The 26,878-nt window shown below is 68.1% G+C and carries 18 protein-coding genes; 9 read left to right on the top strand and 9 right to left on the bottom strand.

Translation table 11 applies throughout. From position 1 onward, the window contains the following. From ABZ928_RS51965 to ABZ928_RS51955, 3 genes are all read left to right on the top strand, one after another. Window positions 1-209 (top strand): substrate-binding domain-containing protein (locus tag ABZ928_RS51965; protein ID WP_361536609.1); only part of this gene is annotated, 209 nt, incomplete at its 5' end. Window positions 210-432: 223 nt separating this feature from the next. Beyond that, entirely contained in the window at window positions 433-2,493 is a 2,061-nt protein-coding gene (locus tag ABZ928_RS51960) for an RICIN domain-containing protein (protein WP_361536607.1), read from the top strand. 94 nt (window positions 2,494-2,587) lie between these two features. Beyond that, a complete protein-coding gene (locus ABZ928_RS51955; RefSeq protein ID WP_361536605.1) occupies window positions 2,588-5,950 on the top strand; it encodes a discoidin domain-containing protein in 3,363 nt (1,120 codons plus the stop codon). Between the two features lie 188 nt (window positions 5,951-6,138). Here the strand turns inward: ABZ928_RS51955 and ABZ928_RS51950 are convergent, their stop codons facing one another. Continuing rightward, a complete protein-coding gene (locus ABZ928_RS51950; RefSeq protein WP_361536603.1) occupies window positions 6,139-6,510 on the bottom strand; it encodes a DUF2255 family protein in 372 nt (123 codons plus the stop codon). Between the two features lie 243 nt (window positions 6,511-6,753). Between ABZ928_RS51950 and ABZ928_RS51945 the strand changes: the two genes are divergently transcribed. Further along, the gene (locus ABZ928_RS51945) at window positions 6,754-7,614 is read left to right on the top strand and encodes a helix-turn-helix transcriptional regulator (protein WP_361536601.1); all 861 of its coding nucleotides are present in this window, start codon (window positions 6,754-6,756) and stop codon (window positions 7,612-7,614) included. Window positions 7,615-7,652: 38 nt separating this feature from the next. Here the strand turns inward: ABZ928_RS51945 and ABZ928_RS51940 are convergent, their stop codons facing one another. The 8 genes from ABZ928_RS51940 to ABZ928_RS51905 form a co-directional block, all read right to left on the bottom strand. Beyond that, window positions 7,653-8,585: an NADP-dependent oxidoreductase gene (locus tag ABZ928_RS51940; protein ID WP_361536599.1), complete on the bottom strand. Its 933-nt coding sequence runs from the start codon at window positions 8,583-8,585 to the stop codon at window positions 7,653-7,655. A 169-nt stretch (window positions 8,586-8,754) separates the two neighbouring features. Then, the gene (locus ABZ928_RS51935; RefSeq protein ID WP_361536597.1) at window positions 8,755-9,624 is read right to left on the bottom strand and encodes a helix-turn-helix domain-containing protein; all 870 of its coding nucleotides are present in this window, start codon (window positions 9,622-9,624) and stop codon (window positions 8,755-8,757) included. A gap of 176 nt (window positions 9,625-9,800) precedes the next feature. After that, window positions 9,801-10,499: a type 1 glutamine amidotransferase domain-containing protein gene (locus tag ABZ928_RS51930; RefSeq protein ID WP_361536595.1), complete on the bottom strand. Its 699-nt coding sequence runs from the start codon at window positions 10,497-10,499 to the stop codon at window positions 9,801-9,803. 24 nt (window positions 10,500-10,523) lie between these two features. Then, the gene (locus tag ABZ928_RS51925) at window positions 10,524-10,916 is read right to left on the bottom strand and encodes a nuclear transport factor 2 family protein (protein ID WP_361536593.1); all 393 of its coding nucleotides are present in this window, start codon (window positions 10,914-10,916) and stop codon (window positions 10,524-10,526) included. A gap of 611 nt (window positions 10,917-11,527) precedes the next feature. Continuing rightward, window positions 11,528-13,543, bottom strand: a complete 2,016-nt coding sequence (locus tag ABZ928_RS51920) for a beta-galactosidase (protein WP_361536591.1) — start codon at window positions 13,541-13,543, stop codon at window positions 11,528-11,530. Between the two features lie 115 nt (window positions 13,544-13,658). After that, on the bottom strand, window positions 13,659-14,612 hold the full coding sequence (locus ABZ928_RS51915) for a carbohydrate ABC transporter permease (RefSeq protein WP_361536589.1): 954 nt from the start codon (window positions 14,610-14,612) through the stop codon (window positions 13,659-13,661). Further along, on the bottom strand, window positions 14,609-15,604 hold the full coding sequence (locus ABZ928_RS51910; protein ID WP_361536587.1) for an ABC transporter permease subunit: 996 nt from the start codon (window positions 15,602-15,604) through the stop codon (window positions 14,609-14,611). The genes ABZ928_RS51915 and ABZ928_RS51910 overlap by 4 nt, the downstream gene beginning before the upstream one ends. Before the next feature lie 59 nt (window positions 15,605-15,663). Continuing rightward, window positions 15,664-17,346, bottom strand: coding sequence for a Tat pathway signal sequence domain protein (locus tag ABZ928_RS51905; protein ID WP_361536585.1), 1,683 nt, complete (start codon window positions 17,344-17,346; stop codon window positions 15,664-15,666). 368 nt (window positions 17,347-17,714) lie between these two features. Between ABZ928_RS51905 and ABZ928_RS51900 the strand changes: the two genes are divergently transcribed. From ABZ928_RS51900 to ABZ928_RS51880, 5 genes are all read left to right on the top strand, one after another. Then, on the top strand, window positions 17,715-20,564 hold the full coding sequence (locus ABZ928_RS51900; RefSeq protein ID WP_361536583.1) for a glycoside hydrolase family 3 C-terminal domain-containing protein: 2,850 nt from the start codon (window positions 17,715-17,717) through the stop codon (window positions 20,562-20,564). 54 nt (window positions 20,565-20,618) lie between these two features. Then, window positions 20,619-22,133 (top strand): glycoside hydrolase family 43 protein, encoded by a 1,515-nt coding sequence (locus ABZ928_RS51895; protein ID WP_361536581.1) that lies wholly within the window; start codon window positions 20,619-20,621, stop codon window positions 22,131-22,133. Between the two features lie 240 nt (window positions 22,134-22,373). After that, a complete protein-coding gene (locus tag ABZ928_RS51890; RefSeq protein ID WP_361536579.1) occupies window positions 22,374-23,957 on the top strand; it encodes a cellulase family glycosylhydrolase in 1,584 nt (527 codons plus the stop codon). A gap of 222 nt (window positions 23,958-24,179) precedes the next feature. Then, a complete protein-coding gene (locus ABZ928_RS51885; protein WP_361536611.1) occupies window positions 24,180-25,169 on the top strand; it encodes a LacI family DNA-binding transcriptional regulator in 990 nt (329 codons plus the stop codon). 175 nt (window positions 25,170-25,344) lie between these two features. Continuing rightward, window positions 25,345-26,856: a carboxylesterase/lipase family protein gene (locus ABZ928_RS51880; protein WP_361536577.1), complete on the top strand. Its 1,512-nt coding sequence runs from the start codon at window positions 25,345-25,347 to the stop codon at window positions 26,854-26,856. Window positions 26,857-26,878 lie beyond the last annotated feature (22 nt).

The following is a 26,878-nucleotide window of genomic DNA, read 5'->3' as shown; positions in this document are numbered from 1 at the left end:
TCTTCGCCTACGTCTGCCCGCCCCTGACCACCGCCCGCCAGCCCTTCCAGGCCTCGGCCACGGAAGGGATCCGGCTTCTCGTGCACGCCATCGAGCAGCCCGACACCGACCCGCCGCCCGCGGTCGAGCCACCCGCCGAACTCATCATCCGCGCCTCGACCGCACCCCCACCAGCCCACCGAGGCCCCACGGCACTTGGCACCACCTGAGCACCGACCAGCCCCACCCGAGCCCACTGCGTCTCCCGCTCACCGGCCAGGTCACCGTGCCGCTTCCGCCAGGTCGCATGGTGACGGCACCAGCTCCGTAGTGCCCGGCCGACTCACCCGACTGAGGCGCGCCCCTTGGACTCCGCCGCTCCCCGACCCGATGGGGCCAGGGAGCCGCGGGAATCGAAACGCATCCCCTTCCCCTCGTTTCCGGAGCCGCACAATGTCCCCTGCGCAGCCAGGCGCCAGACCCGGCGCCGCTCCGCGTTCCCGTCCTCTCACCTTCCTGACGTTGATGGTGTCCCTGCTCGTCGCCGTGGCGACCCTGACCCTGCCCGCCGCGGGCCGTGCGGCGGCGGAATCCCGTCCGTCGCAGACGCTGTACACGCCGCCGTCGGACGCGCTCTCGCCCGGGACGTTCTATCCGCGCGCGATGCGTCTGCAACACAATGGCTCGGCCAACGGCACCCTGCTCGCCACGTTTGAGCAGTACCGCCAGGACATGCCCGTCTTCCCGATCTACCGCTCCACCGACAACGGCGTCTCCTGGACGAAGCTCTCCGATGTCGCCGACACCCAGAACGGCTGGGGCATGCGCTGGGAGCCCGAGCTGTTCGAACTGCCCCGGGCCATGGGCGGCTTCCCCGCCGGGACCATCCTCGCCGCAGGCGACTCGGTGCCGTACGACCGGTGGGGCGGCAGCAAGATCGACCTGTACGCCAGCACCGACCGAGGCCAGAGCTGGGACTTCATCACCAACATCGCCACCGGCGGCCCGGCGTTCTCCACCAACGGCTTCACCCCCGTCTGGGAGCCCTACTTCCTGCTGTCCGGCGACCGGCTCATCGTCTACTACTCCGACCAGCGGGACACCGCGCACGGCCAGGAGATCGTGCACCAGGTCTCCACGGACCTGCGCAACTGGGGCCCGGTGGTGGACGACGTGTCGATGCCCACCTATGCGGACCGGCCCGGTATGCCGGTCGTCACCCGACTGCCCAACGGCGACTATGTGATGAGCTACGAGTACTGCAACGCCCCCGAGGGCAGGTGCTCCGTCTACTACAAGATCTCCGCCGACCCGGAGGGCTTCGGCTCCGTCACCGGACGCGTGCTGCGGTCCACCGACGGTGTCATCCCCAGCGGCGCGCCCTTCATCATCTGGCTGCCCACCGGCGGCCCCAACGGCACCCTCGTCCTCAGCGGCGAGAGCCAGGATGACCTGTTCGTCAACACCGAGAACGGCGCCGCGAACGCCTGGACCCGGATGCGCTCCAACGTCGCCGGCGGATACAGCCGGGGCATGCTCCCGCTGGCTGACGGCCATAGCCTGATGGTGCTCAGCGGGGGGCGCGCGCGAAGCACCGGAGTCAACTCGGTGACGTACAGCGTCGTCGATCTGGGTGGCGGTATTTCTGACGGCGCCACTTATACCCTGTCCAACGCGAACAGTGATCTGAAGCTGGCCATCGCGGGCGGCTCCACTGTCAACGGCACGTCCGCGACCCAGCAGAGCGCCGGCAGCGCCACCGACCAGCAGTGGCGGTTCGCCCGGCAGCCCTCCGGCTTCTTCAAGATCTTCAACGTGGCGAGCGGCAAGGTCCTCGGTGTGGAGAACCAGTCCACCGCCAACGGCGCCAGGATCCTCCAGTGGGACGACAACGGCACCCTCGACCACGAATGGGCTGTAGCCCCCCATCCCTCCGGCGGCTACAGCCTCACCAATCGCGTCACCGGCAAGTACCTGGAGATCCCCAGCGCCTCCACCGCCACCGGCACCGCCGCCGGCCAGTGGAGCGGCACCGGCTGCGCCTGCCAGCGCTGGAACTTCACCCAGACCGCCCTGCCCCCGCTGGGCACCGGTCAGTATGTCTTGGTCAACAAGAACAGCGGCAGGTACCTCGACATCCCCGGCGCATCCACCGCCGCTGGTACAGCGGCCCAGCAGTGGCACAACTCGGCCTGCTCCTGCCAGCTGTTCACCTTCCAGTCCGCCGGCAACGGCGCCTGGACCATCAGGAACGCCAACAGCAACCTCAACCTGGACATCCGTGACTCCTCAAGCGCCGCAGGTGCCGCCGTCGTCCAGAACACCGCCTCCAGCGCCGACTCCCAGAAGTGGACCCTCACCGACGCGGGCGACGGCTACTTCAAGGTCCGCAACGTGAACAGCACCCTCGTCGCCGGCGTCGCCCAGTCCTCCATCACTGACGGAGCGGCCGTCGTCCAGTGGAACAGCCTCAGCGTCGACGACCAGCTCTGGAAGATCGTCCGCATCAACTGACCCTCGGCCGGGCTCGTCGGCCAAGTCGGCGAGCTCGGCCTCTTATTGCATCGATTCAACCCCTCATCGATTCAACCCCCTCGGAAGGTGCCCAATGCAGCGCATCCCACGCCGGCCCGTCCTGCGTTCCGCCATAGCCGTTGCCCTCGCTCCCACCCTCGGCTCGGTGCTCATGCCGAGGCTCGCCCCCTCGGCGTCCGCCGCGGTCTCCTGGACCGCGAGGTGGATCTGGGCGCCGTCCAGTTCGACGAACCAATGGGTGGCGTTCCGCAGAACGTTCACCCTGGACTCGGCGCCGTCGAAGGCGGTCACCCAGATCGCCGCGGACTCGAAGTACTGGCTTTGGATCAACGGGACGATGGTGATCTTCGAGGGCGGTCTCAAGCGCGGCCCGAACCGCACGGACACCTACTACGACGAGATCGACCTCGCCCCCTACCTGAAGAGCGGGAGCAACACGGTCGCGCTGCTGGTCTGGTACTTCGGCAAGCAGGGCTTCTCGCACAACAGCAGCGGCAAGGGCGGCCTGCTGTTCCAGTCCGACATCCAGACCGGCTCGACAACCACCCGGCTGGTCAGCGACACCAGATGGAAGCACACCGTCCACCCGGGCTACTCGAACAACACCAGCGGCACACAGGTCAACTTCCGGCTGCCCGAGTCCAACATCTTCTACGACGCCCGAGCCGCCGCCGTCGTGTCGGGCTGGCGCTCGCCCGGCTTCAACGACAGCGGCTGGACGGCGCCGACCGATTACGGTGCCGCGGGTGCCGCGCCCTGGAACGCCCTCGTGGAGCGGCCGATCCCGCTGTTCCGCTACTCCGGTCTGAAGTCCTACACCAACGCCGCCTCCCTGCCGTCCACGGGCCAGGGCGCCACCGCGATCTCGGCCACCTTGCCGTCCAACATCCAGGTGACCCCGTTTCTGAAGGTGGACGCCCCGGCCGGTGCGGTGATCGGCATCCAGACCGATCACTACGACGACGGCGCGGGCCTCGTCGGTATCGAGCCGGGGACGCAGTACAACATGCGCGCCACCTACGTCTGCGCCGGCGGGGTCCAGGAGTTCGAGCCCCTGGCGTGGATGAGCGGTACGGCCGTGCGGTACACGATCCCGGCCGGTGTGACGATCCTGGAGCTGAAGTACCGGGAGTCCGGCTACGACACCGACTTCGCCGGCTCGTTCAGCAGCAGCGACGCCTTCCTGGACACCCTGTGGACCAAGGCCGCCCGCACCATGTACGTCAACATGCGGGACAACTACATGGACTGCCCCACCCGCGAACGGGCCCAGTGGTGGGGCGATGTGGTCAACCAGCTCAAAGAAGGCTTCTACACCTTCGACACCCGCTCCCATGCACTCGGCAAGAAGGCCATCGCTCAGCTCGCCGCCTGGCAGAAGGACAGCGGGGCGCTGTACTCGCCGGTCCCGACGACCATCTGGACCGCCGAACTGCCCGTGCAGATGCTCGCCTCGGTGTGGTCGTTCTGGACGTACTACCTCTACACCGGGAACGCAGAGGCCGTCACCGGCGCCTACCCGGCGGTGAAGAGATACCTGAACCTGTGGAGCCTGGACGCCGATGGCCTGGTCAACCACCGCAGAGGTGACTGGGACTGGGAGGACTGGGGCAGCAACATCGACGCCCGCGTCCTGGACAACTGCTGGTACTACCTCGCCCTGGACACCGCCGCCAAGCTCGCCGACCTCAGTGGCAACAGCGCTGATGTGGCCGGCTGGGAGACCCGGCGCGACAGCATCAGATCCAACTTCGACCGGGTGCTGTGGAACGCGTCCCGCAACGAGTACCGCTCACCTGGTTACAACGGCGACACCGACGATCGCGGCAACGGCCTCGCGGTGGTCGCCGGACTGGCCCCCGCCGCCCGCCATCGAGCGATCACCGAAGTGCTGCGCACCCACCTCAACGCCAGCCCCTACATGGAGTTCTACGTCTTGGAGGCGCTCTACTTGATGGGCGCGGCCGGTGTCGCCGAGGAGCGCATGCGCAACCGCTTCGCCGCCCAAGTCGCCGACCCCGCCTGTCACACCCTGTGGGAGGTGTGGGAGAAGGCCGCGGGCACCGACAACCACGCCTGGAACGGCGGCCCGCTGTACGCGCTGTCCGCCTACGCCGCCGGAGTCCGTCCCACCGAGCCCGGCTGGACGTCGTACGAGATCGTCCCGCAGACCGGCACCCTCACGAAGATCAACACCGTGGTGCCCACCGTCAAGGGGAACATTCAATTCGGCATCGTTCGGGACGGTGACAAGGTCACCTTGACGCTCACCTCGCCCAGCGGAGCTTCGGCTCGCGTGGGCGTGCCCACCTACGGTGCCGCGCAGCCCGTCATCAAGGCCAACGGCACCACCGTCTACACCGGCGGCGCGCCCACCGGTGGCGTGAGCGGGCTGACGTACGCCGACAAGGACGCCTCCAGCGTCTACTTCACCGTGCAACCCGGTACTTGGACGCTGGGCGCGACCGGCACGGGCCGCCTTGACAACCGGGCGCTGGGGCGGCCGGTCACCAGCAACAACAGCCTGGAGAACAGCGATTGGGGCAGGAACCGGCTTACCGACGGCAGGCTCAGCAGTGTGGCGGGCGCCAAGGGCTACACAAGCAACGAGTTCTCCTCGGCCGAGGTGAGCGCCAACCCAGTCTGGGTCGAGGTCGACCTGGGCGCCGATACCGACCTCGACGCCATACGCCTCTTCCCTCGCACCGACACACCGGCGGCGGGTGGCGGCACCGCCGGTTTCCCTGTCGACTTCACGCTGCAGACCCGCGCAGATGGAGCCGGTACCTACACCACCGTCCGCACCGTCACTTCCCAGCCCAACCCGGGAGGCATGGTGCAGACGTACGGCTTCAGGACCACGACCGCCCGCTACATCCGCTTGCAGGCCACCAGGCTCGGCTCCCCGGCCTCCGACGAAGCGACCAAGTACCGTCTCCAACTCGCCGAACTCACCGTGCCCACCGCCGCGACCACCGTCACCGGCAACTACACGCTGGAGAACGCCGACTGGGGCAAGACAAGGCTCCTGGACGGCACCACCACCAGTGTGACCGGTGCCAAGGGCTTCACCAGCATCGACTTCTCCTCCGCCGATGTCAGCGCCACACCAGTGTGGATTGAGATCGACCTCGGCGCCGACCGGACCATCGGCTCCGTCACCCTCTTCCCCCGTACCGACACCGCGGCAGCGGGCGGTGGAACCGCGGGCTTCCCCGTCGACTTCACGATCCAGACCCGGACCGAGAGCGGCAGCAACTACACCACAGCCCGTACCGTCACCGGCCAGTCCAACCCCGACGGAGCCGCCCAGACCTACACCCTCACCCTCGTGACCGGCCGCTACCTGCGCTTGCAAGCTACGAGACTCGGCGCGCCAGCGTCCGACGAGGCAACCAAGTACCGTCTCCAACTCGCAGAGATACGCGTCGTCTAGCGAGGCACGCGCTGCTTCTGCTGTCCACGGCCCACCACGTTGTGGACAGCAGAAGCACTGAGGCGTCAGTTGGTGGTGACCACTGGTGACTCGGTTGGCGAGCTTCGAGAACGGCCACACAGCACTACGTCGAGTTCGAGATCAGCCACGGGTGGCGGTTCAGCGGCATTTGTCGAGGGACGTCTTGCTCATCGGGGGACCAGTCGCAGCGTCGTGGAGCGAGAGGCGACCATGGGACTGACGTACGCGCTGCCGTAGCGGCCGTACTTGGTGCGGTATGCCGTGTCGATACGATCGTTGATCGTGTTGTCTGTCACCTCGACGAAGGTGACGTCCTTGTCGACGCCGCCGGAGCTGATGTGTCCCTCGTGGGTCGCAAGCGCTGTACGCCACCAGGCGCCGGCCGTGCCCCGGTAGGAGCGGACGTACAGGTCGTCACCATCGCGCACTACCCAGATCGGCAACGGCTTGCGTGAGATGCCGTCACGCCGCAGTGGCGCCACTTCCAACTCGTCGGCATTGGCGATGCGGTTGAGTTCGTCGTTCGTCCATGTCGTCATTGGTGGATTCTCCGATCTGTCTGGTCGGTCGAGATGAGTGAGCAGACACGTCGTGGACTCAGACAGCCAGACCGAAATTCCGGGCTCTAAGCGTGGGCAGGAGCGCCTGACGAAAAACCTGGTCCGTCGAGGTCCCTCAGCCGGTGAACTCGTCCTGAGTCGGCGGAGCCGAGGGCGCCTTCGGAAACCCAGGGAGAAAACCTTCCCCCTCACTTCGGCGCCGAGCGGTGCCACACTGTTTCCATGTACAGTAAACGGCATTTGTCTGAACTGGGGGAATTCCTCAAGGAACGCCGCGCACGACTCAGCCCGCGTACCGTGGGCCTCCCCGACACCGGTGCGCCCCGGCGGGTGAGCGGACTCCGCCGAGAGGAGGTCGCCCGGCTCGCGGGGATCAGCACCGACTGTTACCGGCGTCTGGAGCAGGGGCGCACCTCCGCGTCCACGTCGGTACTCACGATGCTCGTCCGCGTTCTGCATCTCGACGACGAGGAGCGCGACCGTCTCTTCGAGCTGGCCGGGACATGCGAACGCACGCCGCGACGCCGGCCGGCGCAGAAGGTCCATCCACAACTCAGGCGTCTTCTGGACGGGTTGACCGCGACTCCTGCGCTGGTGCTGGGGCGCCGTATGGACATCCTCGGCTGGAACACCCTGGGGGCCGCTCTGCTCACCGACTTCGAACGGGTCCCGGAGAAGAAGCGCAACTATGCACGACTGCTGTTCACGGATCCCGGGTTCCGGGAGGTCTACCCCGACTGGACGACGGTCGCCCGCAGTTGTGTGGCTCACTTGCGCCTGCAGGCCGTGGCGTGCCCCGACGATCCGGAACTGACCGCCCTTGTCGGCGAGTTGTCGATGGCGGACGCCGACTTTCGTCTCTGGTGGGCCGGTCGTCAGACGCCGGCCCAGCGGATGGGGACCAAGAGACTGCGCCACCCGGTCGCCGGTGAGATCACCCTTGAGTGGGACAGCCTGACCTGCTCGGCGGACCCTGCCCAGCGTCTGGTGATCGGGACTGCCGAGCCCGGGAGCATGTCCCACGACGCTCTGCGCTTCCTCGCGTCCTGGATCGCCGACCCGTCCGGGGCCCCTGCCGTGTGAGTCGGCTCTGGGGGCGCCCGGACGGTGTCGCGACGGCTTCAGAACGTCAGGACCAATCGGCCTCGGACGCCGCCCGCGCTGAGCAGCCGATGAGCTTCGGCGGCCTGCTCCGCGGGGAAGGTCTTCGCGACCCTGAGAGTGAGGCGGCCGTCTTCCGCTTGCTGTCGGAGCTGGTCGAGCTTGGCGCGTTCCTGGGCGTATCGGAATACGACGACGGGTTCGAAGACGACGTTCCGCTCACCGGACCCGTTGTAGCCACGCAGCGTCACCACGCGGCCGCCGTCGCGCACCGCACGAGCGGCGATGTCGCCGAGCAGCGCACCGTCGACGAGCCCGTCGGCGCCGTCGGGGACTTCTCCACGGACACGCTCCGGGAATTCGGTACCACGTCGCAGTACGACATCGGCCCCCAGCTCCTTGACCAAGGCCTCGTCCTGCTCCGAGGCGTCGGCCACCACGCGCAGCCCGTCCGCCTTGGCCAGCTGGACGGCATACCCGCCGACCGCACCGACCGCACCGGTGATCGCCACGGTCTGCCCGGCCTTCAGGCCCAGCGTGTCCAGCGCGAGACGTGCGGCGAGGCCGTTCATCGGCAGCGACGCCGCCTGCGCGTCAGTGGCGTCGTGGGGAGCGCGGACGACCGACTGCGCCGGGACCACGACCTGTTCGGCGTACGCTCCGTGGGCGCCGTTGGGCACGACGATCGTCATCACCCTGTCGCCAACGGTCAGATCCGTGTCCGTGCCCGGGCCGATCTGGTCCACGACGCCTGCCGCGTCCATACCGGGGACGAACGGGGGCCGGGCGTCCGGCGAAGCGGAGGGACCGCCGCGCTGGAGGGCGTCGACCGCGTTGACGGTCGCGGCATGCACCCGTATTCGGATCTCACCCGCGCCGGCCTCGGGAGCGGGCAGTTCCAGGAGTCGAAGTACCTCCGGCCCGCCGAATTCCGTGAAACCTACAGCCTTCATGCGAATTACCTCGTTGCTTGACCTGGGAACGTTGAGGTATCCGACAATTCCGCTGTGCGCGTGCAGGGAAAAGGGGAGGTTTCATGGCTGGGACGCTCTTGTCCGGGGGAAGGATTTCTCCCCCCTGGAGAGGGGCGCGTCTGCGAGGCGCCCCTCGCTGACCTACGTTTCACGCGGTGGTGTCGGAAGCCGTTCGTTTCCGGTCCACGTCCCAGGAAGCCAGCAGGCGCAGTCCGTCATAGGAGGACGATCCGGGAGCGGCGGTCCATACGATGATGCTCTGCTCGGGGTCCGTGGCGCACATGAGCGTGTCCCAGTCGAGCGTGAGCTCGCCCACCATCGGGTGACGCAGCTTCTTGGTCCCTTTGCCACGCATGGCGACGTCATGCTCGGTCCACCACTGCCGGAACTTCTCGTCGCGGGCGGACAACTCCTCGACCAATGCCGCGAGGCGCGGGTCACCGGGGTATCGCGCGCTCTCCATGCGCAGCTGCGCGATGGCCAGCCGGGTGACCTCCTCCCAGTCCACGTACACCTCGCGCATCCACGGCTCGGTGACCAGCAGCCGGACGAACTCGCGCTCCTGCTCCGGGTACTGCCCGAAATCGGTCCACAAGGCGGCGGCGAGGCGGTTCCAGGCCAGGATGTCGGTCCGTCGGCCAATGACGAAGGCCGGCGTGGCCGTGAGATCGTCGAGCATCCGCTGGAACTGTGTGTCCACCCGTTGACGATCACGAGGCGTTGCCGGGCGCGCGGTTTCCTTCGCAGAGAGTTCGAAGAGATAGGTGCGCTGGTCGTCGTTCAGCCGGAGCACGTCGGCGATCTCGCCCAGAAGAGGGGCCGACGCCTGAAGACGTCCCTGCTCGATCCGCGCGTAGTACTCGGTGCTGATCGCGGCGAGGAGAGCCACCTCTTCACGGCGCAGACCGCGTACCCGCCGCCGCTGCCCGCCGCGGAGCCCGACATCCTCGGGACTCAGCTCGGCACGCCGGGCCTTGAGGAACTCACCCAGCTCGTTCAGATGCGGGTTGTGGTTCATGATCTCCAGCCTCGCACAGAAGCTCTTCGTTTTGAGGGGGAGAAATTGTACCTACGTTGGCGTGGTCGGGGCAGGGAGGGACAGAAGGTGTTCCACCCCAATGGGGCAGGACGGGAAACAGCGCTCGGCGGCCCGGTGGGGGGTACCGGGCCGCCGAACGGGTCCACAGGGCGGTGTCAGCTGAGCGCCTTGACCACTTCCTGCGCCAGGGGAACCGCCGAGTACGGGTTCTGCCCGGTGTACAGGTTGCGGTCGACCTCCACGTGCGGGGTGAACGGCTCGGCCTCCCGATAGTCCACCTTGAGGTCACTGACCAGGCGATCCTGGAGCAACCACTTCGCGCGGTCCGCGAGACCGTTCAGCTTCTCCTCGGCGTTGGAGAGGCCGGTCAGACGGTACCCGCTGAACGGGGACGTTCCGTCGGGACCGATGGTGGCGAGCAGGGCCGCGGGGCCGTGGCAGACAAGGGAAACGACCTTGCCCGAGGCGAGCCAGTCGGTGAGCAGCTTGCCCGATTCGGCGTTGTCGGGCAGGTCCTCCATGGGGCCCCAGCCGCCCGGATAGAAGACGGCGTCGTAGTCGTCGATGGTGACGTCCTCGATGCGCAGCGGCTGCGCCAGCTCGGTCGCCTCGCGCAGCGCGGTCCGCATGCGTTCCGCGCCTTCCTCGCCGCCGTTGAACTCGGCGGTGAGGCTCAGGGCGTCCGCCGTGGGCGGTACGCCGCCGGGGGTCGCCGCCGCGATCTCGTACCCGGCCTCCTTGAAGACCTGGTAGGGGCCGATGGCTTCCTCGGCCCAGAAGCCGGCCGGCTGGGGGGTGCCGTCGGCGAGCGTCCAGTGGTCGGACGCCGTGATCACGAAGAGGATCTTCGTCATGGGGTTGGTCTCCTGGTGTTGTTGTCAGCCCTGGAGGGCTGACTGCACGATGTAGCTGTCGGCGGCCTGGCGCAGCTGGACGGCCTTGCCGTCGCGGATGGTCCAGAAGTGGATGAACCGGGCGTCGAACTCCTCGCCGGTCTTGGACTTGCCGTGGTAGTGCCCGGACACGAAGACGTGGCCGTCGTCGTCCCCGAAGTACTCCTCGGGCACCGCGCCGAAAGCCTCGAAGCTGGGCGCCAGGCGCCCGAAGAAGTCCTGTCCCGCGCTGGCCCACGTGTGGTACACGCCGCCGTACGGGAAGCCCGGGGTGATGTCCCAGACGAGGTCGTCGGCGAAGACCTCGGCAGTGACTTCCGGGGCCATCCCGGACTCGTAGACGCGCCGGATCAGGGCGACGTTCGGGGAATCGGACATGGTTCGCTCCTTGGGGATGGAGAGATCGGATGGAGGGGAGGAGTTCACGGTCATGCGGCGGGAGTGGCGCGACCGTTATTACGGCTGTGATGGTGTCCCGCACGAAATGGAATGGCGGCCTTACGGCGGCCGGAATGAGGCACGACGCCCACACTCCTCGAAATGTCTTGCTCGGTGTGTGGTCAGCATTGCACTCGGAGAACGCCCTGTGAGGGGGAAGAAACTTTCCCCCGCATATGCCGTTCCGGGTAGCGGGAAGGCCACTTCGGGGAGCGCGGGCGCTTTCGGCGAGACCCGACGTGTTGCTTGAGTTAGGCAATTAGGCCTGCAGTCGGGCTTCACTGGTCGTTCATATGCTCTGCCAGTCGAGCTGGGCCGTCGCGGGACGGTGCGGAGGGCGGAAGCCGATTCGGGACGAAGGGTTCTGGCCACGGCGCATCTCGTCGGGAAACCTGGGGCGCTCCGGCGCACCCCAAGTGCAGCTTTTCATCAAGGAGTTGCTCATGGCCGCCGAAGGAATTGTCATCGGCGCCGGACGCGGAATGGGGGAGGCATGCGCTGCGACTCCTCGGCATCGTCGGATCCGGCGACAGCGCTGGACCTTGGCCGCATCATTCGGACCGGCTGCCAAGTGTTTCTGCGGGCAGACGTACCACCGCTGCCGCACCCGGGAGCAGATCCAGTCCGGTCGCCGGTATCGGACGGTCCGTCAGCAGTTCGTGTCCGCTCACCGCGACCTGCCACGGTCGTTCGCTGCCGTGGTTCAGCAGGCACAGCCACTGTCGGCCGTCCTCGGCACGGCGGACGACGGCCTCGGCCCCCTCGGGGAGGCCGGGGAGGACGGGCCGTACCCCGGCCTCCCCGAGCAGGCGGTCCATCAGTGCGGCATAGGCCCGATCGTCCAGACAGGTGGACAGGTACCAACCGCTGCCCGTACCGAAGTGGTGCTGGGTGAGCGCTGGGCGGCCGTCCGGGTACGCCGCCACGGGCCGGGCGGCTCCCCGGGTGCTGAGGTACTCACTCCACACGGATCCCGACGATCCGTCGGAGAGGGTGATCTCTGCACCGGCGGCCAGCGGCCGGTGCTCCTCGACCCGAACGCCCAGGGCCTCGCGCAGCGCCGCGGCTGGGTAGCCGCCGAGGCGGGCCCGGTGGTGCTGGTCGACGACGCCGCTGAAGTACTGGACGAGCAGCACGCCACCCTGCCGCACGTACTCGCGCAAGTTCTCCGCCGCCGCGTCCGACATCAGGTACAGCGCCGGGGCGACGACCAGCCGGTACTGCGTAAGGTCGGCCTCCGGGTGGGCGAAGTCGGCGGTGACGTGGGCGTCCCACAGAGCGCGGTGGGCGCGGCGCAGGGTGCCGTGGTAGTCCAGCTCTGAGGAGGGCAGGCCCTGACTGGCCAAGCCCCACCAGGCGTCCGCGTCGTGGAGTACGGCCGCCTCGGCGGTGATCCGGGAGCCTGCCAGCTCCCCGAGCCGGGCGACTGCCTCGCCGACCTGGACAGCCTCTCGGAAGATCCTGGAGTCCGGTCCGGCGTGCGGGACCAGAGCGGAGTGCCAGATCTCGGCGCCTGCCTGCGGCTGTCGCCACTGGAAGAAGAGCACGCCGTCGGAGCCGTGCGCGAGGTGCTGGAGGGAGTGCCGCAGCATCTCTCCGGGCTCTTTGGGCAACGTACGGTCCCCGGCATAGATGGTGTTGGGGCCCTGCTCAATCAGCAGCCAGGGCTTGCCGCCGCCGAAGGAGCGGGCCCGGTCGCCACCGAAGGCGATGTCGGCGGCGGCGTCCGGTCCCGGGGCGTCCGGGTAGTGGTCGATGCCGACGAAGTCGACCTCGCGGCCGAAGGCCCACAGGTCGAGGTTCTGGTAGCCGGGCAGCATGAGGTTGGTGGTGACCGGCCGGTCGCTGTGGGCACGGATGGCGTCGCGCTGCTCGCGGTAGGCGGCCAGGGCTTCGTCCGACCAGTAGCGGCGGAAGTCGAGGACCTGCGCGGGGTTGCTGTGCCATTGGGTGGCCCGGGGCGGCAGGATCTCCTCCCAGGCGCCGTAGCGCTGGCTCCAGAAAACCGTGCCCCAGGCCGAGTTGACGGCGTCGAGGCTGCCGTACCGGTGTCGCAGCCAGCGGCGGAACCTCTCTGCTGCGTGGTCGCAGACGCAGATCGTGGCGTACTCGTTGTGGACGTGCCAGAGCGCGGTGGCCGGGTGGTTTCCGTAGCGCTCGGCCAGGGCGGTGGCCATCCGCAGGGAGGCCTGGCGGTAGGTGGGCGCGGCCAGACAGTAGGTGTCGCGGCTGCCGTGGACGAGCCGGGCGCCCTCGGGGGTGACCGGCAGGGCGTCCGGGTGGGCCAGGGTGAACCATGGCGGTGGGGAAGCCGTCGGGGTGGCCAGGTCGACGGCGACGCCGTTGGCGTGCAGCCGGTCCAACTGGTCATCCAGCCAGCCGAATTCGTACTGACCCTCCTCCGGCTCCAGCAGAGCCCAGGAGAAGACGCCGACGGTGGCGAGGTTGACCCGCGCCTGACGCATCAGCAGGTCGTCCTCCTTCCACACGTCCGCGTCCCACTGCTCGGGGTTGTAGTCCCCGCCGAAAGCCAGACCACCGAGGCGACGGGTCAGCCGATCGGTCACGACCCACCCGCCCGCATGGGGAGTACGGGGGCATGGAAGAAGCCGGACATGAAGGGAGGCCTCCATCTGCTAGGTGGTTCGGGATACCGCTCAAGGGGACAGCCCCGGCGGGTCGTCAGCCCTTGATGGCGCCCGTGAGGACACCCGTCTTGAAGTGCTTCTGCATGAAGGGATACACGAGGAGGATCGGGATCAGCGTCAGCACCACCACGGCCATCTGCAGCGACTGGGGTGCTGTCTGCGCGTGGATTCCGCCGAAGCCGTTGTTGACCGATCCGGGCATGCTCAAGCCGTAGTTGACGTATTGCAGGAGCACGTACTGCAGCGGCCACTTGGCGCTGTCGGTCGGCATGTAGAGCATCACGTTGAAGAAGGCGTTCCAGTAACCGACGGCGTAGAACAGGGCCACGACCGCGGTGACCGCACGGGAGGTGGGCAGCACCACCGACCAGAGGATGCGCCATTCGCTGCAGCCGTCCATCCGGGCCGCGTCGATCAGGTCCGCGGCGGTGGAGGAGTAGAAGGAGCGCAGCACCAGGATATTGAAGACGGAGACGGCGCTGGGCAGGATCAGTGCCCAGTACTCGCCGTAGCCGCCGAGGCCGGTGACGACGAGGTAGGTGGGGATCAGCCCGCCGCTGACGAACATCGTGATGATCAGCACCATCAGGATGCTGCGGTGGCCGAGTGAGCGGGACCGGGAGAGTCCGTAGGCGCACAGCACCGATACCACCATGGACAGCGCGGTGCCGACGGCGGTGATGCCCAGACTGACCAGGACCGCGCGGGTGACCGGGCCGTCGGTGAGCATCTGCTGATAGGCGCCGAGGGTGAGACCGTCGGGCCAGAGCACCAGTCCGCCGGCTCGGTTGATGGCCCCCGGGGTGGAGAAACTGGTGAGCACGACGATGTAGAGCGGCACCAGGACGGCGGCGAGCACCAGGAAGAGGACACCGCCCTTGAGGGTCTGCCCGGCGACGGTGGGTTTCTCCTCCCAGACGGCCCGGCCGCGGTGGCGGCCCGGCCGGAGGACGGAGACGGTCTGTGTCTGTGTCAGCGTCTGGCTCATTTGCGGTACAACCCGTCCTCACCGAAAGCGTGCGCGACCTTGTTGGCGCCCCAGATCAGGAGCAGCGAGATCACGCTCTTGAACAGTCCGGCCGCAGCGCCGTAGCTGTAGTTGTTGGTGGCGATGCCGTAGTAGAAGGAGAAGGTGTCCAGCACATCGGCCGTGTCGTGGCCCACCGCGTTGCGCTGGATCAGGAACTGCTCGAAGCCGACTGTCAGAGCGTTCCCGAGGCGCAGCACGAGCATCAGCACGATGACGCCGCGCATGCCCGGGAGGGTGATGTGCCACATCCGGCGCCGGTGGCCCGCGCCGTCGACGGCGGCGGCCTCGTAGAGGTTCTGGTCGATGGCGGCGAGGGCGGCGAGGAAAACGATGATGCCCCAGCCCGCCTCCTTCCACACGGCCTGGGAAGTGACCAGCAGTGCGAAGGTGTCCGGGTTGGTCATGATGTTCCAGGTGCCCAGATCGTGCTGGGCAAGGAAGTGGTTGAGCACTCCGGCGCCGCCGAGCATCTCCTGGAAGACGGTGATGGCCAGCACCCAGGAGAAGAAGTGGGGCAGGTAGACCACGGACTGGATGAAGTTCCGCAGCCGTTCGCTGAGCACCGTGTTGAGCAGCAGCGCGAGCACGATCGGCACGGGGAAGAAGAGGATCAGCTGGACGAAGCTGAGCCAGAGGGTGTTGCGCAGTGCCTCCCAGAACAGCGGGTCCTGGAAGAGCTGCCGGAACTGGTCGAGGCCGGCCCATTCGCTGTGCACCACCCCGACCAGCGGGTCGTAGTACTCGAAGGCGGTGATGAGGCCGAAGAGCGGGACGTAGTTGAACACCAGCAGCAGCGCGACCGCCGGCAGGGTCATGATGATCAGCGACTTGTCCCGGCGCAACCGGATGCGAAAGCTCATGCGGTTCGATCGGGGAACGGACCTGTCGCCTCCCTCGACCGCTGCCCCCGTGGGTTCCTTCTTCGCCTTGGTGGTGATCGTGGCGGCCACCGTTCCTCCTTGCTGCGCGGCGGCCGCTGCCATGCGGCCCGCCCGCACGCCGTCGTCTGCTACTGGCCGGTGCCGTACTTGTCGAGGACCGCGGTCTGGTACCAGTCGGTCAGCCGGTCGCCGCCGCTGGACTTCCAGGCGGCGATGGCGGCCTGGACCTCGGAGACCTTCTTGATGCCGTGGTAGCAGTCCTTGATGGCGTCCTCGACGGCCTGCGCGGTGTCGACGGTGGCGAAGCGCTTGGGAACGGTGATGTTCATGTTCCAGAACACCGGCTTGTAGACGTACTTCACGGTCCTGGCCTGCCAGGCGGTGTAGTCCTTCGTCACCTGGTTGGCGCCCTGGTTGCTGACGACCTGCGGAGGCGAGGCCAGGAAGTTGAACGTCTGCTGCTGCGCGGTCTTCTTGCCCTCCTCGGTGTAGGTGGGGACGCCGTCGACCATCGTGTAGTGGACGCCTTCGACGCCGTAGACGACCTGCGTGTACTCGGCGGAACCGAAGGGCGCGGCGAGGTAGTTGGCGACGTTCAGCAGCTCCTCGATCTGCTCACTCTTCAGCTTGGCGTTGAGGTAGCTCATGATGCTGGTGGAGGGGCCGAGGAAGGTCTGGGGCGTGGACTTGCCGTCGGCGGCGATGATGTCGAAGGCGGCACGGCGGTAGTTCTTGTTCGCGGCGGTGCCCGACTGGTGGTCCGCCAGGTTCCACGCACCGGTGCCGCCGCCCTCGATCAGGGACTTTCCGGCGAAGAAGCGAGTGATGCCGTTGTTGGTGTCGCCCGCCAGCGAATCCGGGTGTACGTAGCCGGCCTTGGCGAGCCGGTAGTGCCAGTTCAAGGCTTCCAGGAACTCGGGCATGTCGTACTTGTGTGCGAGCTTGCCTCGCTTGACGGCGAACTTACTGGGGACACCCCACGACTGGTACAGATAGGTCCACACATCGTCGAATGCCCAGACGCCGCGCTTGGCGTCGGTCAGTTCCTTGCCGAGGTTCCACAGGTCGTCGGCGGACTTGACCTGGTCCGCGGTGATGCCCTTCGCTCCCAGCACGTCGGCGCGGAAGAAGACCGCCCCTGCGACGGCCATGCCGCTGGCGAAGGAGGGGATGCCGTAGATCTTGTCCTCCCAGGCGGCGGCCTGCCAGGCGCCGGTGGGGATCGCGGCGAGGTTCGGGTACTGCTTGATCTTGTCGCCGGACAGGTACGGGGTGAGGTCCGCCAGTTGCGTGCCCGCCAGCGCGCTGACGTTGAAGGTGGCGTTCCACCAGGAGGGCAGCTGGACCCAGTCCGGCAGCTTCTTGGACGCGGTCATCGTCGGGACGATGGTCGCGTAGTCGTTGCCGTTGGCCGGCTTCATGGTCAGGTCGATGCCGAGGGCCTTGTTCATGGCCTGGTAGTAGGAGTTGTTCGGAGAGGGCAGGGTCCCCCAGATCGGTGTCACTGCCGTGTAGTTGCCGCCCTTGCCGGGGACTCCCCGAACCGTTGCCACGGCATGGGCCGGGTAGGACAGGAAGCCCGGGCTCGTGAACGCTCCATCGGCTCCGCCCGCCGAAGGGATGTCCGGCTTCACCGAGGTGCTGGCGTGGTAATCGGGAAGCGCGGCGGCGAGCCCCGACTTGGAGTTGGTTCCCCCCTTCGAGCCGGAGGAGCCGCTTCCGCACGCGGACAGCAGCGGGGACATGACGGTGGCCCCGGCAACGGCGACGGCGCCGTTCACGAAGGCTCTGCGGTTCATTGCGATGCTCATGGTGGGCGGTCCTTCGCCTTTGAGGTTCTGTGACGAACGTCGTGCGGGAGGGCTGCGCGGTTGCCGCCTGGCTTCGGCGCAGGAGGCGCGAGCGGCTTCGGCCAGGAGCGACACGGGGCGGCTCGTCGCCTGCCTGTCGAAGCGCTTCGATATCGCCGAGAGGTTAAGCGCGCCCTGAGGCGACAGGCAAGGGTCGTGCAGGAAAGTGAACCGCCAATTTTTAAGCGATGTTTCTTGGAAACTTTCTCTTGACACTCCACTGGCACCCTGTCAGCGTCGAAGCGCTTCAACTCGGCTCCGGGCGCCGTGTGCTCTGGCCGTACGGTGCCGTCTGTCCTGTCGCCGCACTCCGCAAGGGACTTTCATCTGTGAACACCGCCGCCGCATCCGCCACGCTGCCCTTCCAAGACGCGGGGCTCCCGCTGGCCGAACGAGTCGAGGACCTGCTCTCCCGGCTGACGCCGGAGGAACGCGTCGCGATGCTGCACCAGTACTCGCCCGCCATTCCCCGCCTGGGAGTCGACGAGTTCCGCACCGGCACCGAAACCCTGCACGGCGTCGCCTGGCTCGGCGCCGCCACCACTTTCCCGCAGGCCGTCGGCCTGGGCGCGACCTGGGACGAGGACCTGATCCGCGAAGTCGCCGAAGCGATCTCCGTCGAGCAGCGCGCCTTCCACCACCACCGTCGCCCGGTCGTCGGCACCGGCCGTAACAGCCTCCAGGGCTGGGCCCCGGTGGTGAACCTGTTGCGCGATCCACGCTGGGGCCGCAACGAGGAGGGCTACTCCGAGGACGCCCTTGTCACCGCCCGGCTCGGTGCCGCCTTCTGCCGGGGTATGTCCGGCGACGACTCGGAGCACCTGCGTACCGCGCCGGTCCTCAAGCACTTCCTCGCCTACAACAACGAGGACAACCGCTGCACGACCTCCTCGGGCCTGCGGCCGCGGGTACTGCACGAGTACGACCTCGCCGCCTTCCGGCTCGCCATCGTCACGGGCGCTGCCACCGGCGTGATGGCGGCCTACAACCTGGTCAACGGCCATCCCTGCCATGTCAGTCCGCTCCTGGACCAGCAGTTGCGCCAGTGGGCGAAACCCACCGGCCACGAACTCTTCGTGGTCAGCGACGCCGATGCCCCGTCGAACCTGGTGGACCCGGAGCACTACTTCGACGACCATGCCGAGTCGCACGCCGCCGCGCTGAAGGCCGGCATCGACAGCTTCACCGACCACTTCCAGGACACCGCGCCCACGTTCGGCCGGATCAGCGCGGCCCTGGAGCGCGGCCTGCTGTCGATGGCGGACGTGGACCGGGCCGTACGCCGTCAGCTGTCAATCCGGTTCCGGCTCGGTGAGTTCGACGCTGAGCGGGACCCATACGCGGGCATCGGCTGGGATGTCGTCAACTCCCCGGCACATCAGGCGCTCGCGCTGCGCGCGGCCACCGAGTCGATCGTGCTGCTCAAGAACACCGGCGTGCTGCCGCTGGCCACGGACTGCCGCGTGGCCGTGGTCGGGCCGCTCGCCCGCACACTGTTCGAGGACTGGTACAGCGGCACCCATCCGTACCGGGTCACCGTCGCCGACGGCCTGGGCGTCGAGGGCGTCGAAGGTGTCGACCGGATCGTGCTGCGCACTGCCGACGGCCGTGCCGTCACCGCCGCCGGGCCGGAGGGCCGGCTGGCACTGACAGACATCCAGGACGCAGACCCCGCCGCTCAGTGGGACCTCTTCGACTGGGACCTGGATGTGCTCACGCTGCGCTCCGCGGCCACGGGCCGCTACGCCTCGCTACGTGACGACGACCAACGGGTCGTAGCGGATCGGGACCAGCCCGGTGAGTGGGAGGTCCACGAAACTTTCCGCCTCGACATCGCGGATGACGGAGCGGAACTTCTCTTCAATCTCTGCAACGGCCGTTACGCGCAGGTCGACCCGGACACCGGCGTCCTCACCATGACCGCCGAAACCCCCGAGCAGGCTGTGCGGTTCGCGCGGACCGTGGTGCGCGACGGTGTCGCCGAAGCCGTCGCGGCCGCGCGGGCCGCCGAGACGGTCGTCGTGGTGCTCGGCAACGACCCGCACATCAACGGCCGGGAGACCACGGACCGGGCCGGTCTGCGCCTGCCGCCCCAGCAGGACCGGCTTCTGCGCGAGGTCGCCGCGGTCCACGACGACACCGTGCTGGTCATCATGTCGAGTTACCCCTACGCACTGGACTGGGCCGACGAGCATGTGCCCGCAGTGCTATGGATCTCACACGCCGGCCAGGAGACAGGCCGTGCCCTGGCCCGGGTGCTTCACGGCGAGGCCGACCCGGCCGGCCGGCTGCCGCAGACCTGGTACCGGGGCGACGACGAACTGCCCGGCCGCCTGGACTACGACATCATCAAGGCCGGCTGGACGTACCAGTACCACCGTGCCGCCCCGCTCTACGCCTTCGGCCACGGCCTCTCCTACACCCGGTTCGACTACACCGGACTCGCCGTGGAACAGGCCGGGACGACCCAGGACGGCGAGCTCCGGGTACGAGTCTCGCTGCGCAACGCCGGGACGCGCGCCGGCACGGAAACCGTGCAGATCTACGCCCGCGCCGTGGACGCCCGTTACCAGGCGCCGCAGCTGAAACTCGTCGACTTCCGCAAGGTATGCCTGGAAGCGGGCCAGGTGGCGGAGCTGGATTTCCGTCTGCCGGTCGCCGAGGCGCTGTCCCACTGGGACGTGGTCACCGGCGCCTTCACCGTGGACCCCGGCCGTTACGAACTGGTGGTCGCCCACTCGGCGGCGGCTCGGGCGCTGACCGCGGAGTTGACCGTCACCGGCCCCGCCCCGCGCTCCCGCCACGCCCTCGAAGCCCCGCTGAGCGCGACCGACTTCGACGACTACGAGGACCTCGCCCTGGTCGACGCCACCCGTGAGGACGGCGACGCGGTCACCCCGGTCGGCAAAGCCGCGACGCTGCACTTCCACCAGGTGGACCTGGGCGGGGCCGGCAACCTCGCGGTCGAGGTGTCACGGACAGGCGAGGGGGCCGCCGCCGTGTTCGAACTCCATGCGGGCGACCACGAGTTGGCAGCCTTGGAGGTGCCCGTCACCGGCGACCGCTACGCCTGGACCACCGTCACGGTTCCGCTGGCCGAGCAACTTCAGGGCACACACGACCTGCGGATCGTCCTCTCCGGAGAACAGCGGCTGCGCACGTTGACCTTCACCCCCTGAACCGCCTCGCGATCAACCGAGGCGCACACCGAGCAACTGAAGGGACCTGACCAGGTGTTGGACACGCACGCAACGGCAAGTGCCGCCAATCCCGTGATCCCGGGATTCCACCCGGACCCCAGCGTCTGCCGTGTCGGTGAGGACTACTACCTCGTCTGTTCAAGCTTCGAGTACTTCCCCGGCATCCCCCTCTTCCACAGCCGGAACCTGGTGAACTGGACCCAGATAGGCAATGTGCTGGACCGGCCAAGGCAGCTCCGCCTGCCCCGGAACACCCCCTCCTCCGGCGGTCTTTACGCACCCACCCTGCGCCATCACGACGGGCGGTTCTGGCTGATCGTCACCAACGTCACCCCGGGCGAGGGCAATCTGGTCGTCAGCGCGACGGACCCCGCCGGCCCCTGGACCGACCCGGTCCGCCTCCCCGGCGTCCCCGGTATCGACCCTGACCTGGCGTGGGATGAGGAGGGCAACTGCTGGTGCACCGTCGCCGGAGTGGCCCAGGTCCGCATCGACCCGAGCACGGGCGAGACCTTCGGCGAGCCGCAGGAGGTGTGGTCCGGCACCCCGGGTGCCGCCGCGCCCGAGGCCCCACACCTGTACCGGATTGGTGACCACTGGTACCTGATGATCGCCGAAGGCGGCACCGAGCGCGGCCACGGTGTGTCCATCGCTCGCGGTACTTCCCCCAACGGGCCCTTCGAGCCGTGTCCGGCCAACCCGATCCTGACCCACCGCAGTACCAACCGGCCCGTCCAGAACACCGGTCACGCCGATCTCGTCCAGGCCACGGACGGCTCGTGGTGGATGGTCCTGCTTGGCGTCCGTCCGCAGGGTGGCACACCCGGATGGCACATTCTGGGCCGGGAGACCTTCCTGGCCGGCGTCACCTGGGTCGACGGCTGGCCCGTCGTCGGTGAGGTCAACCCCGAACTCCCGCAGATTCCCTGGCCGTTGACATCCGTCGCGGCGTCGGCCGAGCGAGATGACTTCGACACGAACGAATTCCAGCCCTCCTGGATCTCGCTGCACGATCGGCCCGTCGAACACTTCACCACCAAGGAGCGTTCCAGCTGGCTGACCCTGCGTGCCCGCGGGTCCTCCCTGGACGAGCCCGACATCATCCTCCTCGGGCGGCGCCAGCAGCACCTCTCCTTCGAGGCGCGGACCCTGGTCGACTGCTCCGAAGGCACCGGCGGCCTGGCCGTCCGCCTGGACGAGCGGCACCACTACGCCATCGAGGCCACGTCCGAGGGCACGGTCCGCGTGATCGCCCGCGTCGGGTCGCTGCGCTCCGTGGCAGCCGAACTACCGCTGCCCGAAGGTCCCCTCGTGCTCACCGTGCGTACCGCAGGGGCCCCTGAGCCTCACGACTCGCGCACCGGCCCCGACTCCTTGGTCTTCGGATACGAGGCACCCGACGGGACGACGACGGATGTGGCCTCGCTGGACGGGCGCTACCTGTCGACCGAAGTCGCCGGAGGCTTCACCGGCCGGGTCATCGGCCTGTACGCCTCCGACGGCGCGGTGCACTTCGACTGGTTCGACTACCGCCCCGGTCCTCGCTGACGAGGAGCTTCGATCCTCACACCTCCGACAACCACCCAACCGCACAGAGGGGATGGCACCTTGCACAGGACACAACGCATCACGCGGCACAGTCATCAGAGCAACAGCCGAAGCCCCAGACCGTTTCGCCGTTCCGTCGGCCTGCTGCTCGCGCTCGTAGCGGCAATCCACATCGCCTGGGGCGGCGCCGCCTTCGCCGACTCGCAAGTGCCCCAGGGCTCTAGCAGAGCCTCCGACCGCATGGCCGTCGTCAAGGCCATGCAGCCGAGCTGGAATCTCGGCAACACTCTGGACGCCATTCCGGACGAGACGTCCTGGGGCAACCCGCCGATCACCAAGCCACTGCTGGACACCGTCAAGGCCCAGGGCTTCCGCAGCGTCCGGATCCCCGTTACCTGGAGCAGCCACCAGTCGACGACAGCGCCGTACACCATCGACCCCGCCTTCATGAACCGTGTCAAGCAGGTCGTCGACTGGGCCATTGCCGACGGCCTCTACGTGGATCTCAATCTCCACCACGACTCGTGGACCTGGATCAACACCATGCCGGCAGACCACGGCGGCGTGCTGGCCCGGTTCGACGCCACCTGGACCCAGATCGCCACCGCCTTCCGGGACGAGCCGCGTCTCCTCCTGTTCGAGAGCGTCAACGAGCCGCAGTTCGACAACGCCACCGACGCCCGGAAGCAGGAGCTGCTGAACGAACTCAACACCTCGTTCCACCGCATCGTCCGCGCCTCCGGTGGTGGCAACACCGACAGGCTGCTGCTCCTGCCCACCGTGTACGCCACGCCGAGCCAGGTGTTGATGGAAGGCCTCGCCGCCGAGATGGCCTCGCTCAACGACGACAACCTCGTCGCGACCGTGCACTACTACGGCTTCTGGCCCTTCAGCGTCAACATCGCCGGCTACACCCGCTTCGACGCCGTCTCGCAGCAGGACATGACGCGGGCCTTCACGCTGATGCATGACATCTTCGTGGCCAAAGGCATCCCGGTGTACCTGGGCGAGTTCGGCCTCCTCAACTACCCGGACTTCCACCACCCGGCGATGATCGAGCGCGGCGAGGGGTTCAAGTACTTCGAACAGCTGGGTTACGAGGCCAGGGTCAACGGGGTCACGACCGCGGTGTGGGATGCCTTCAACTACCTCAACCGGGACTCACTGGAGTGGCGTGACCTTGAGCTGATCAACAGGATCAGGTCCGCCTGGACCACGCGTTCCGGAACCGCCTCCAGCGACACCGTGTACCTGCCCAAGTCGGGCACCGTCGGCGCACAGACGCTCGCCCTGAACCAGAACGGAACCTCCTTCCGAGGTGTGTGGCAAGGCAACCGGAAGCTCGTCCAGGGCCGCGACTACAGCCTCTCCGGCGACCAGGTCACTTTCGGCGCCGCCACTCTCACCCGCCTCGCCGGGGATCGCGCCTACGGCGAGAACACGACCATTCAGTTTCGCTTCTCCTGCGGCCTGCCCTGGCCCGTCCACATCCGCACCTACGACACGCCCGCACTCTCGAACGCGTCCGGCACGAGCGGAGGCCTGGTCATCCCCACGGACTTCCGGGGTGACCAACTGGCCACCATGGAGGCGAAGTACGCGGACGGATCCAACGCCGGCACCGCCACCTGGACCTCCTACCAGCAGTTCAACACGACGTTCTCCCCGGACTACTCAGGAGGGGCGATCGACCTCACGTCGGAATTCCTCGGCAGCCTCACCGGCGGCGCGCCGGTCACGCTCACGTTCCACTTCTGGAGCGGCGCCACCGTGACGTACCACGTCACCCGCTCCGGTACGACGGTGACGGGCGATGATGCCTGACCCTTGGCCTCGGTCCGATCGCGAAACACAAAGCGCTTCGGATCGAAGACGAGAAACAGGCGCGACCGTCGCTCGTCGGCCTGAAGTGCCACAATGAGCCCGACGACAACGACAACGTAAAGTGCTGGGCAGCGAGAGAAGGCGAGCGTGGCGGACAACGGGGCGGACGCGTCGGCAGAGCATGTCCAGGAAACCGCGGACGAATCGCGAGGGCCGGTCACCATCGCGTACATCGCCGAGACGGCCGGAGTCTCGATCCCCACCGTTTCGAAGGTGCTCAACGGCAGGTCGGGCGTCTCGAGCGACACCCGCGCCCGCGTCGAGGAGCTGATCAACCGCTACGGCTACAAGAAGCCCCCGGGCAGCCGGAACAACACCGTGGAGCTGGTGTTCCGCGAGCTGAAGAGCCTGTGGGCGGTTGAGATCATCCGGGGCGTCGAGCGAGTGGCCAGCAAGAACCGGGTGGGCGTGATGGTCTCGGAGTTCGGGTTCCACGACGCACCCACCCGGACCGTGGAGGACATGGTGGGCCGCCGTCCGCACTGCGTGCTGTCGGTGGCCCAGCTGTCCGATGAGGAGCGCGAACAACTCAGCGCCAAGGGCATTCCCTTCGTCGTCTTCGACCCGACGGAGGAGCCCCCCGACGACGTACCCTTCGTCGGCGCCACCAACTGGCGTGGCGGCCAGTCGGCGACTCGGCACCTGATCGAGCTCGGGCACCGCCGCATCGCCATGATCGGCGGCCCTCGTGATGTCTCCTGCTTCCGGGCACGGCAGGCCGGATACACGTCCGCCCTGGAGGCGGCGGGACTGCCCGCCGATCCCGACCTGGTGGTCCACGCGCCGCTCACCAGGGAAGACGGCTGCGAGGCCGCGCGCGAGCTGCTGATGCGGAGTGATCGGCCCACCGCCGTCTTCGCCTCGAACGACCTACAAGCACTGGGCGTCTACCAGGCCGCCCGCGAACTGGGGCTCACCATTCCCGACGACCTGAGCGTCGTCGGTTTCGACGACCTGCCGGTTGTGGCGTGGGTCGACCCACCGCTGACGACGGTTCACCAGCCCCTGACGGAGATGGCGGCGGCAGCCACCGAACTCGCACTCGCTCTCGGCCGTGGTGAGCGGCCGGGACAGATCGGCGTGGAAATCGCGACCACCCTCACCGTACGCAGTAGCACGGCGGCACCCGCGAAGAAGCGCAAGAAGGCCTGAGACGGCTGCGGGGCCCGTGGGACGGCCTGTGGGGGGAAGGATTCTTCCCCTCCTACCCAGTCGAAAGACTTGCAAAGCTTTCGGATCATGAAAGCACCGTAGAAAGGGGTGTTCCTTGAGCCGGAAACTTGGACGCAGAGGATTTCTAGGACTCTCGGGTGCAGGCCTGACCGGGGTGGCCTTGGGGACCGGCGGCTTCGCCCCTGCCGGCGCCGTGGCGAGCCCGCGCAGTGACCGCGCCGCCCGGTCGGTCGTGGTCGCGACCCGCTCGGGCAGAGTGCGTGGCGTCGAGCGTGGTGACGGCGTGCTGGTCTGGAAGGGCATGCCCTATGCCGCTCCACCGACCGGCCCGCGGCGCTACGCTCCGCCACAGCCGGCGGCCTCCTGGACCGGGGTCCGCGACGCGAGCGAGTACGGCCACGCCGCACCGCAGGTCCCGCTGCTGCCCACCCTGCCCGAGACGCCGAACCAGAGCGAGGACTGTCTCTACCTCAACGTCTGGTCCCCGTCGACCACCGGCAAGCGGCCGGTGATCGTGTGGATCCACGGCGGCGGGTTCATCGCCGGCACGGGCAACGACCCGACCTTCGACGGGGCCCAGTACGCGCAACGGGACTGCGTCCTGGTCACGTTCAACTACCGCCTGGGCGCCTTCGGGAGTCTCTACCAGCCCGACCGGTACGGCTCGGGGAACCTGCGGCTACTGGACCAGATGGCCGCCCTGCGCTGGGTGCGCGACAACATCGCCGCCTTCGGCGGTGACCCGTGTGCCGTCACGGTCATGGGGGAGTCCGCCGGTGCGATGTCCATCGGCGCGCTGCTCGGTGCCCCGAAGGCCCGGGGGCTGTTCCGCCGTGCCATCATCCAGAGCGGTGGCCCGCGCCCCACCGAGACCACCGAGGTCGCCTCCGCGACCCGCGAGGAGGTCCTGCGTCTCCTCGGCACCACGGACGCCTCGCGCCTGATGACGGTGACGTCCGACGAACTGCTCGACGCCTCGGCACGGGTCTCGGCCGACCCTCAGCGGCCGGAATACGGGCATGTGATCGACGGGCAGGTGCTCCCGCGACATCCCCTGGCCGCCATCGACGGCAGCGTCGACCTGCTGATCGGCACCTGCTCCAAAGAGGCCGACCCGCTCCTGATGTCCCCCGTCTTCCAGGAGCGATTCGAGACGCTCGCCCATCGTGCGACCGGCGACCGCGCCTGGGACCGCCTGCTCAAGGTCTACGAGGACACCGCGCTGCCCGGGCACACGACCCTCAACGACGTGATCAGCGGCTGGTTCGTCGTGATGCCCTCGATCTGGCTGGCCGAGTACGCCCACCGGGCCGGCGCCCGTGTGTGGCAGTACCGCTTCGACTGGGCCGGCGCCGGTCCGCTGGGAGCCGCGCACGGCAGCGACGTCCAGCTCACCTTCGGCAACTTCGGGCAGGGCGACTTCACCGGCTCCGCGCCGGCGGACCTCGCCACGGCTCGCGCCCTGTCCTCGACGATGGTGGATTCCTTCACCTCGTTCGCACGTACAGGCAGCCCTTCGACGCGGGCGCTGCCGCACTGGCCGGCCTTCACTCCTCGGGGGCGGGCCTGCCTGTCGTTCGACGTGGAGCCGCGTCTCGTCCCGGACCGCCTCCTTGAGGCGCGGCGCGAGGCATGGGACGGAGTCGATCCCTTCGCCGTCTGCTGAGGCCGGCAGGAGCCCTGGGCGC

This window comes from Streptomyces sp. NPDC046909, from assembly GCF_040644695.1.
Taxonomy (GTDB): domain Bacteria; phylum Actinomycetota; class Actinomycetes; order Streptomycetales; family Streptomycetaceae; genus Streptomyces.
The sequence above is the reverse complement of the archived record's forward strand: the minus strand, read 5'-3'. Positions and strand labels throughout refer to the sequence as shown.

What these genes read in the sequence shown, in the direction of transcription:
- ABZ928_RS51960 (WP_361536607.1), top strand. Translation starts at nt 433, where the DNA reads ATGTCCCCTGCGCAGCCAGGCGCCAGACCCGGCGCCGCTCCGCGTTCC.
- ABZ928_RS51955 (WP_361536605.1), top strand. Translation starts at nt 2,588, where the DNA reads ATGCAGCGCATCCCACGCCGGCCCGTCCTGCGTTCCGCCATAGCCGTT.
- ABZ928_RS51950 (WP_361536603.1), bottom strand. Translation starts at nt 6,510, where the DNA reads ATGACGACATGGACGAACGACGAACTCAACCGCATCGCCAATGCCGAC.
- ABZ928_RS51945 (WP_361536601.1), top strand. Translation starts at nt 6,754, where the DNA reads ATGTACAGTAAACGGCATTTGTCTGAACTGGGGGAATTCCTCAAGGAA.
- ABZ928_RS51940 (WP_361536599.1), bottom strand. Translation starts at nt 8,585, where the DNA reads ATGAAGGCTGTAGGTTTCACGGAATTCGGCGGGCCGGAGGTACTTCGA.
- ABZ928_RS51935 (WP_361536597.1), bottom strand. Translation starts at nt 9,624, where the DNA reads ATGAACCACAACCCGCATCTGAACGAGCTGGGTGAGTTCCTCAAGGCC.
- ABZ928_RS51930 (WP_361536595.1), bottom strand. Translation starts at nt 10,499, where the DNA reads ATGACGAAGATCCTCTTCGTGATCACGGCGTCCGACCACTGGACGCTC.
- ABZ928_RS51925 (WP_361536593.1), bottom strand. Translation starts at nt 10,916, where the DNA reads ATGTCCGATTCCCCGAACGTCGCCCTGATCCGGCGCGTCTACGAGTCC.
- ABZ928_RS51915 (WP_361536589.1), bottom strand. Translation starts at nt 14,612, where the DNA reads ATGAGCCAGACGCTGACACAGACACAGACCGTCTCCGTCCTCCGGCCG.
- ABZ928_RS51905 (WP_361536585.1), bottom strand. Translation starts at nt 17,346, where the DNA reads ATGAGCATCGCAATGAACCGCAGAGCCTTCGTGAACGGCGCCGTCGCC.
- ABZ928_RS51890 (WP_361536579.1), top strand. Translation starts at nt 22,374, where the DNA reads ATGGCCGTCGTCAAGGCCATGCAGCCGAGCTGGAATCTCGGCAACACT.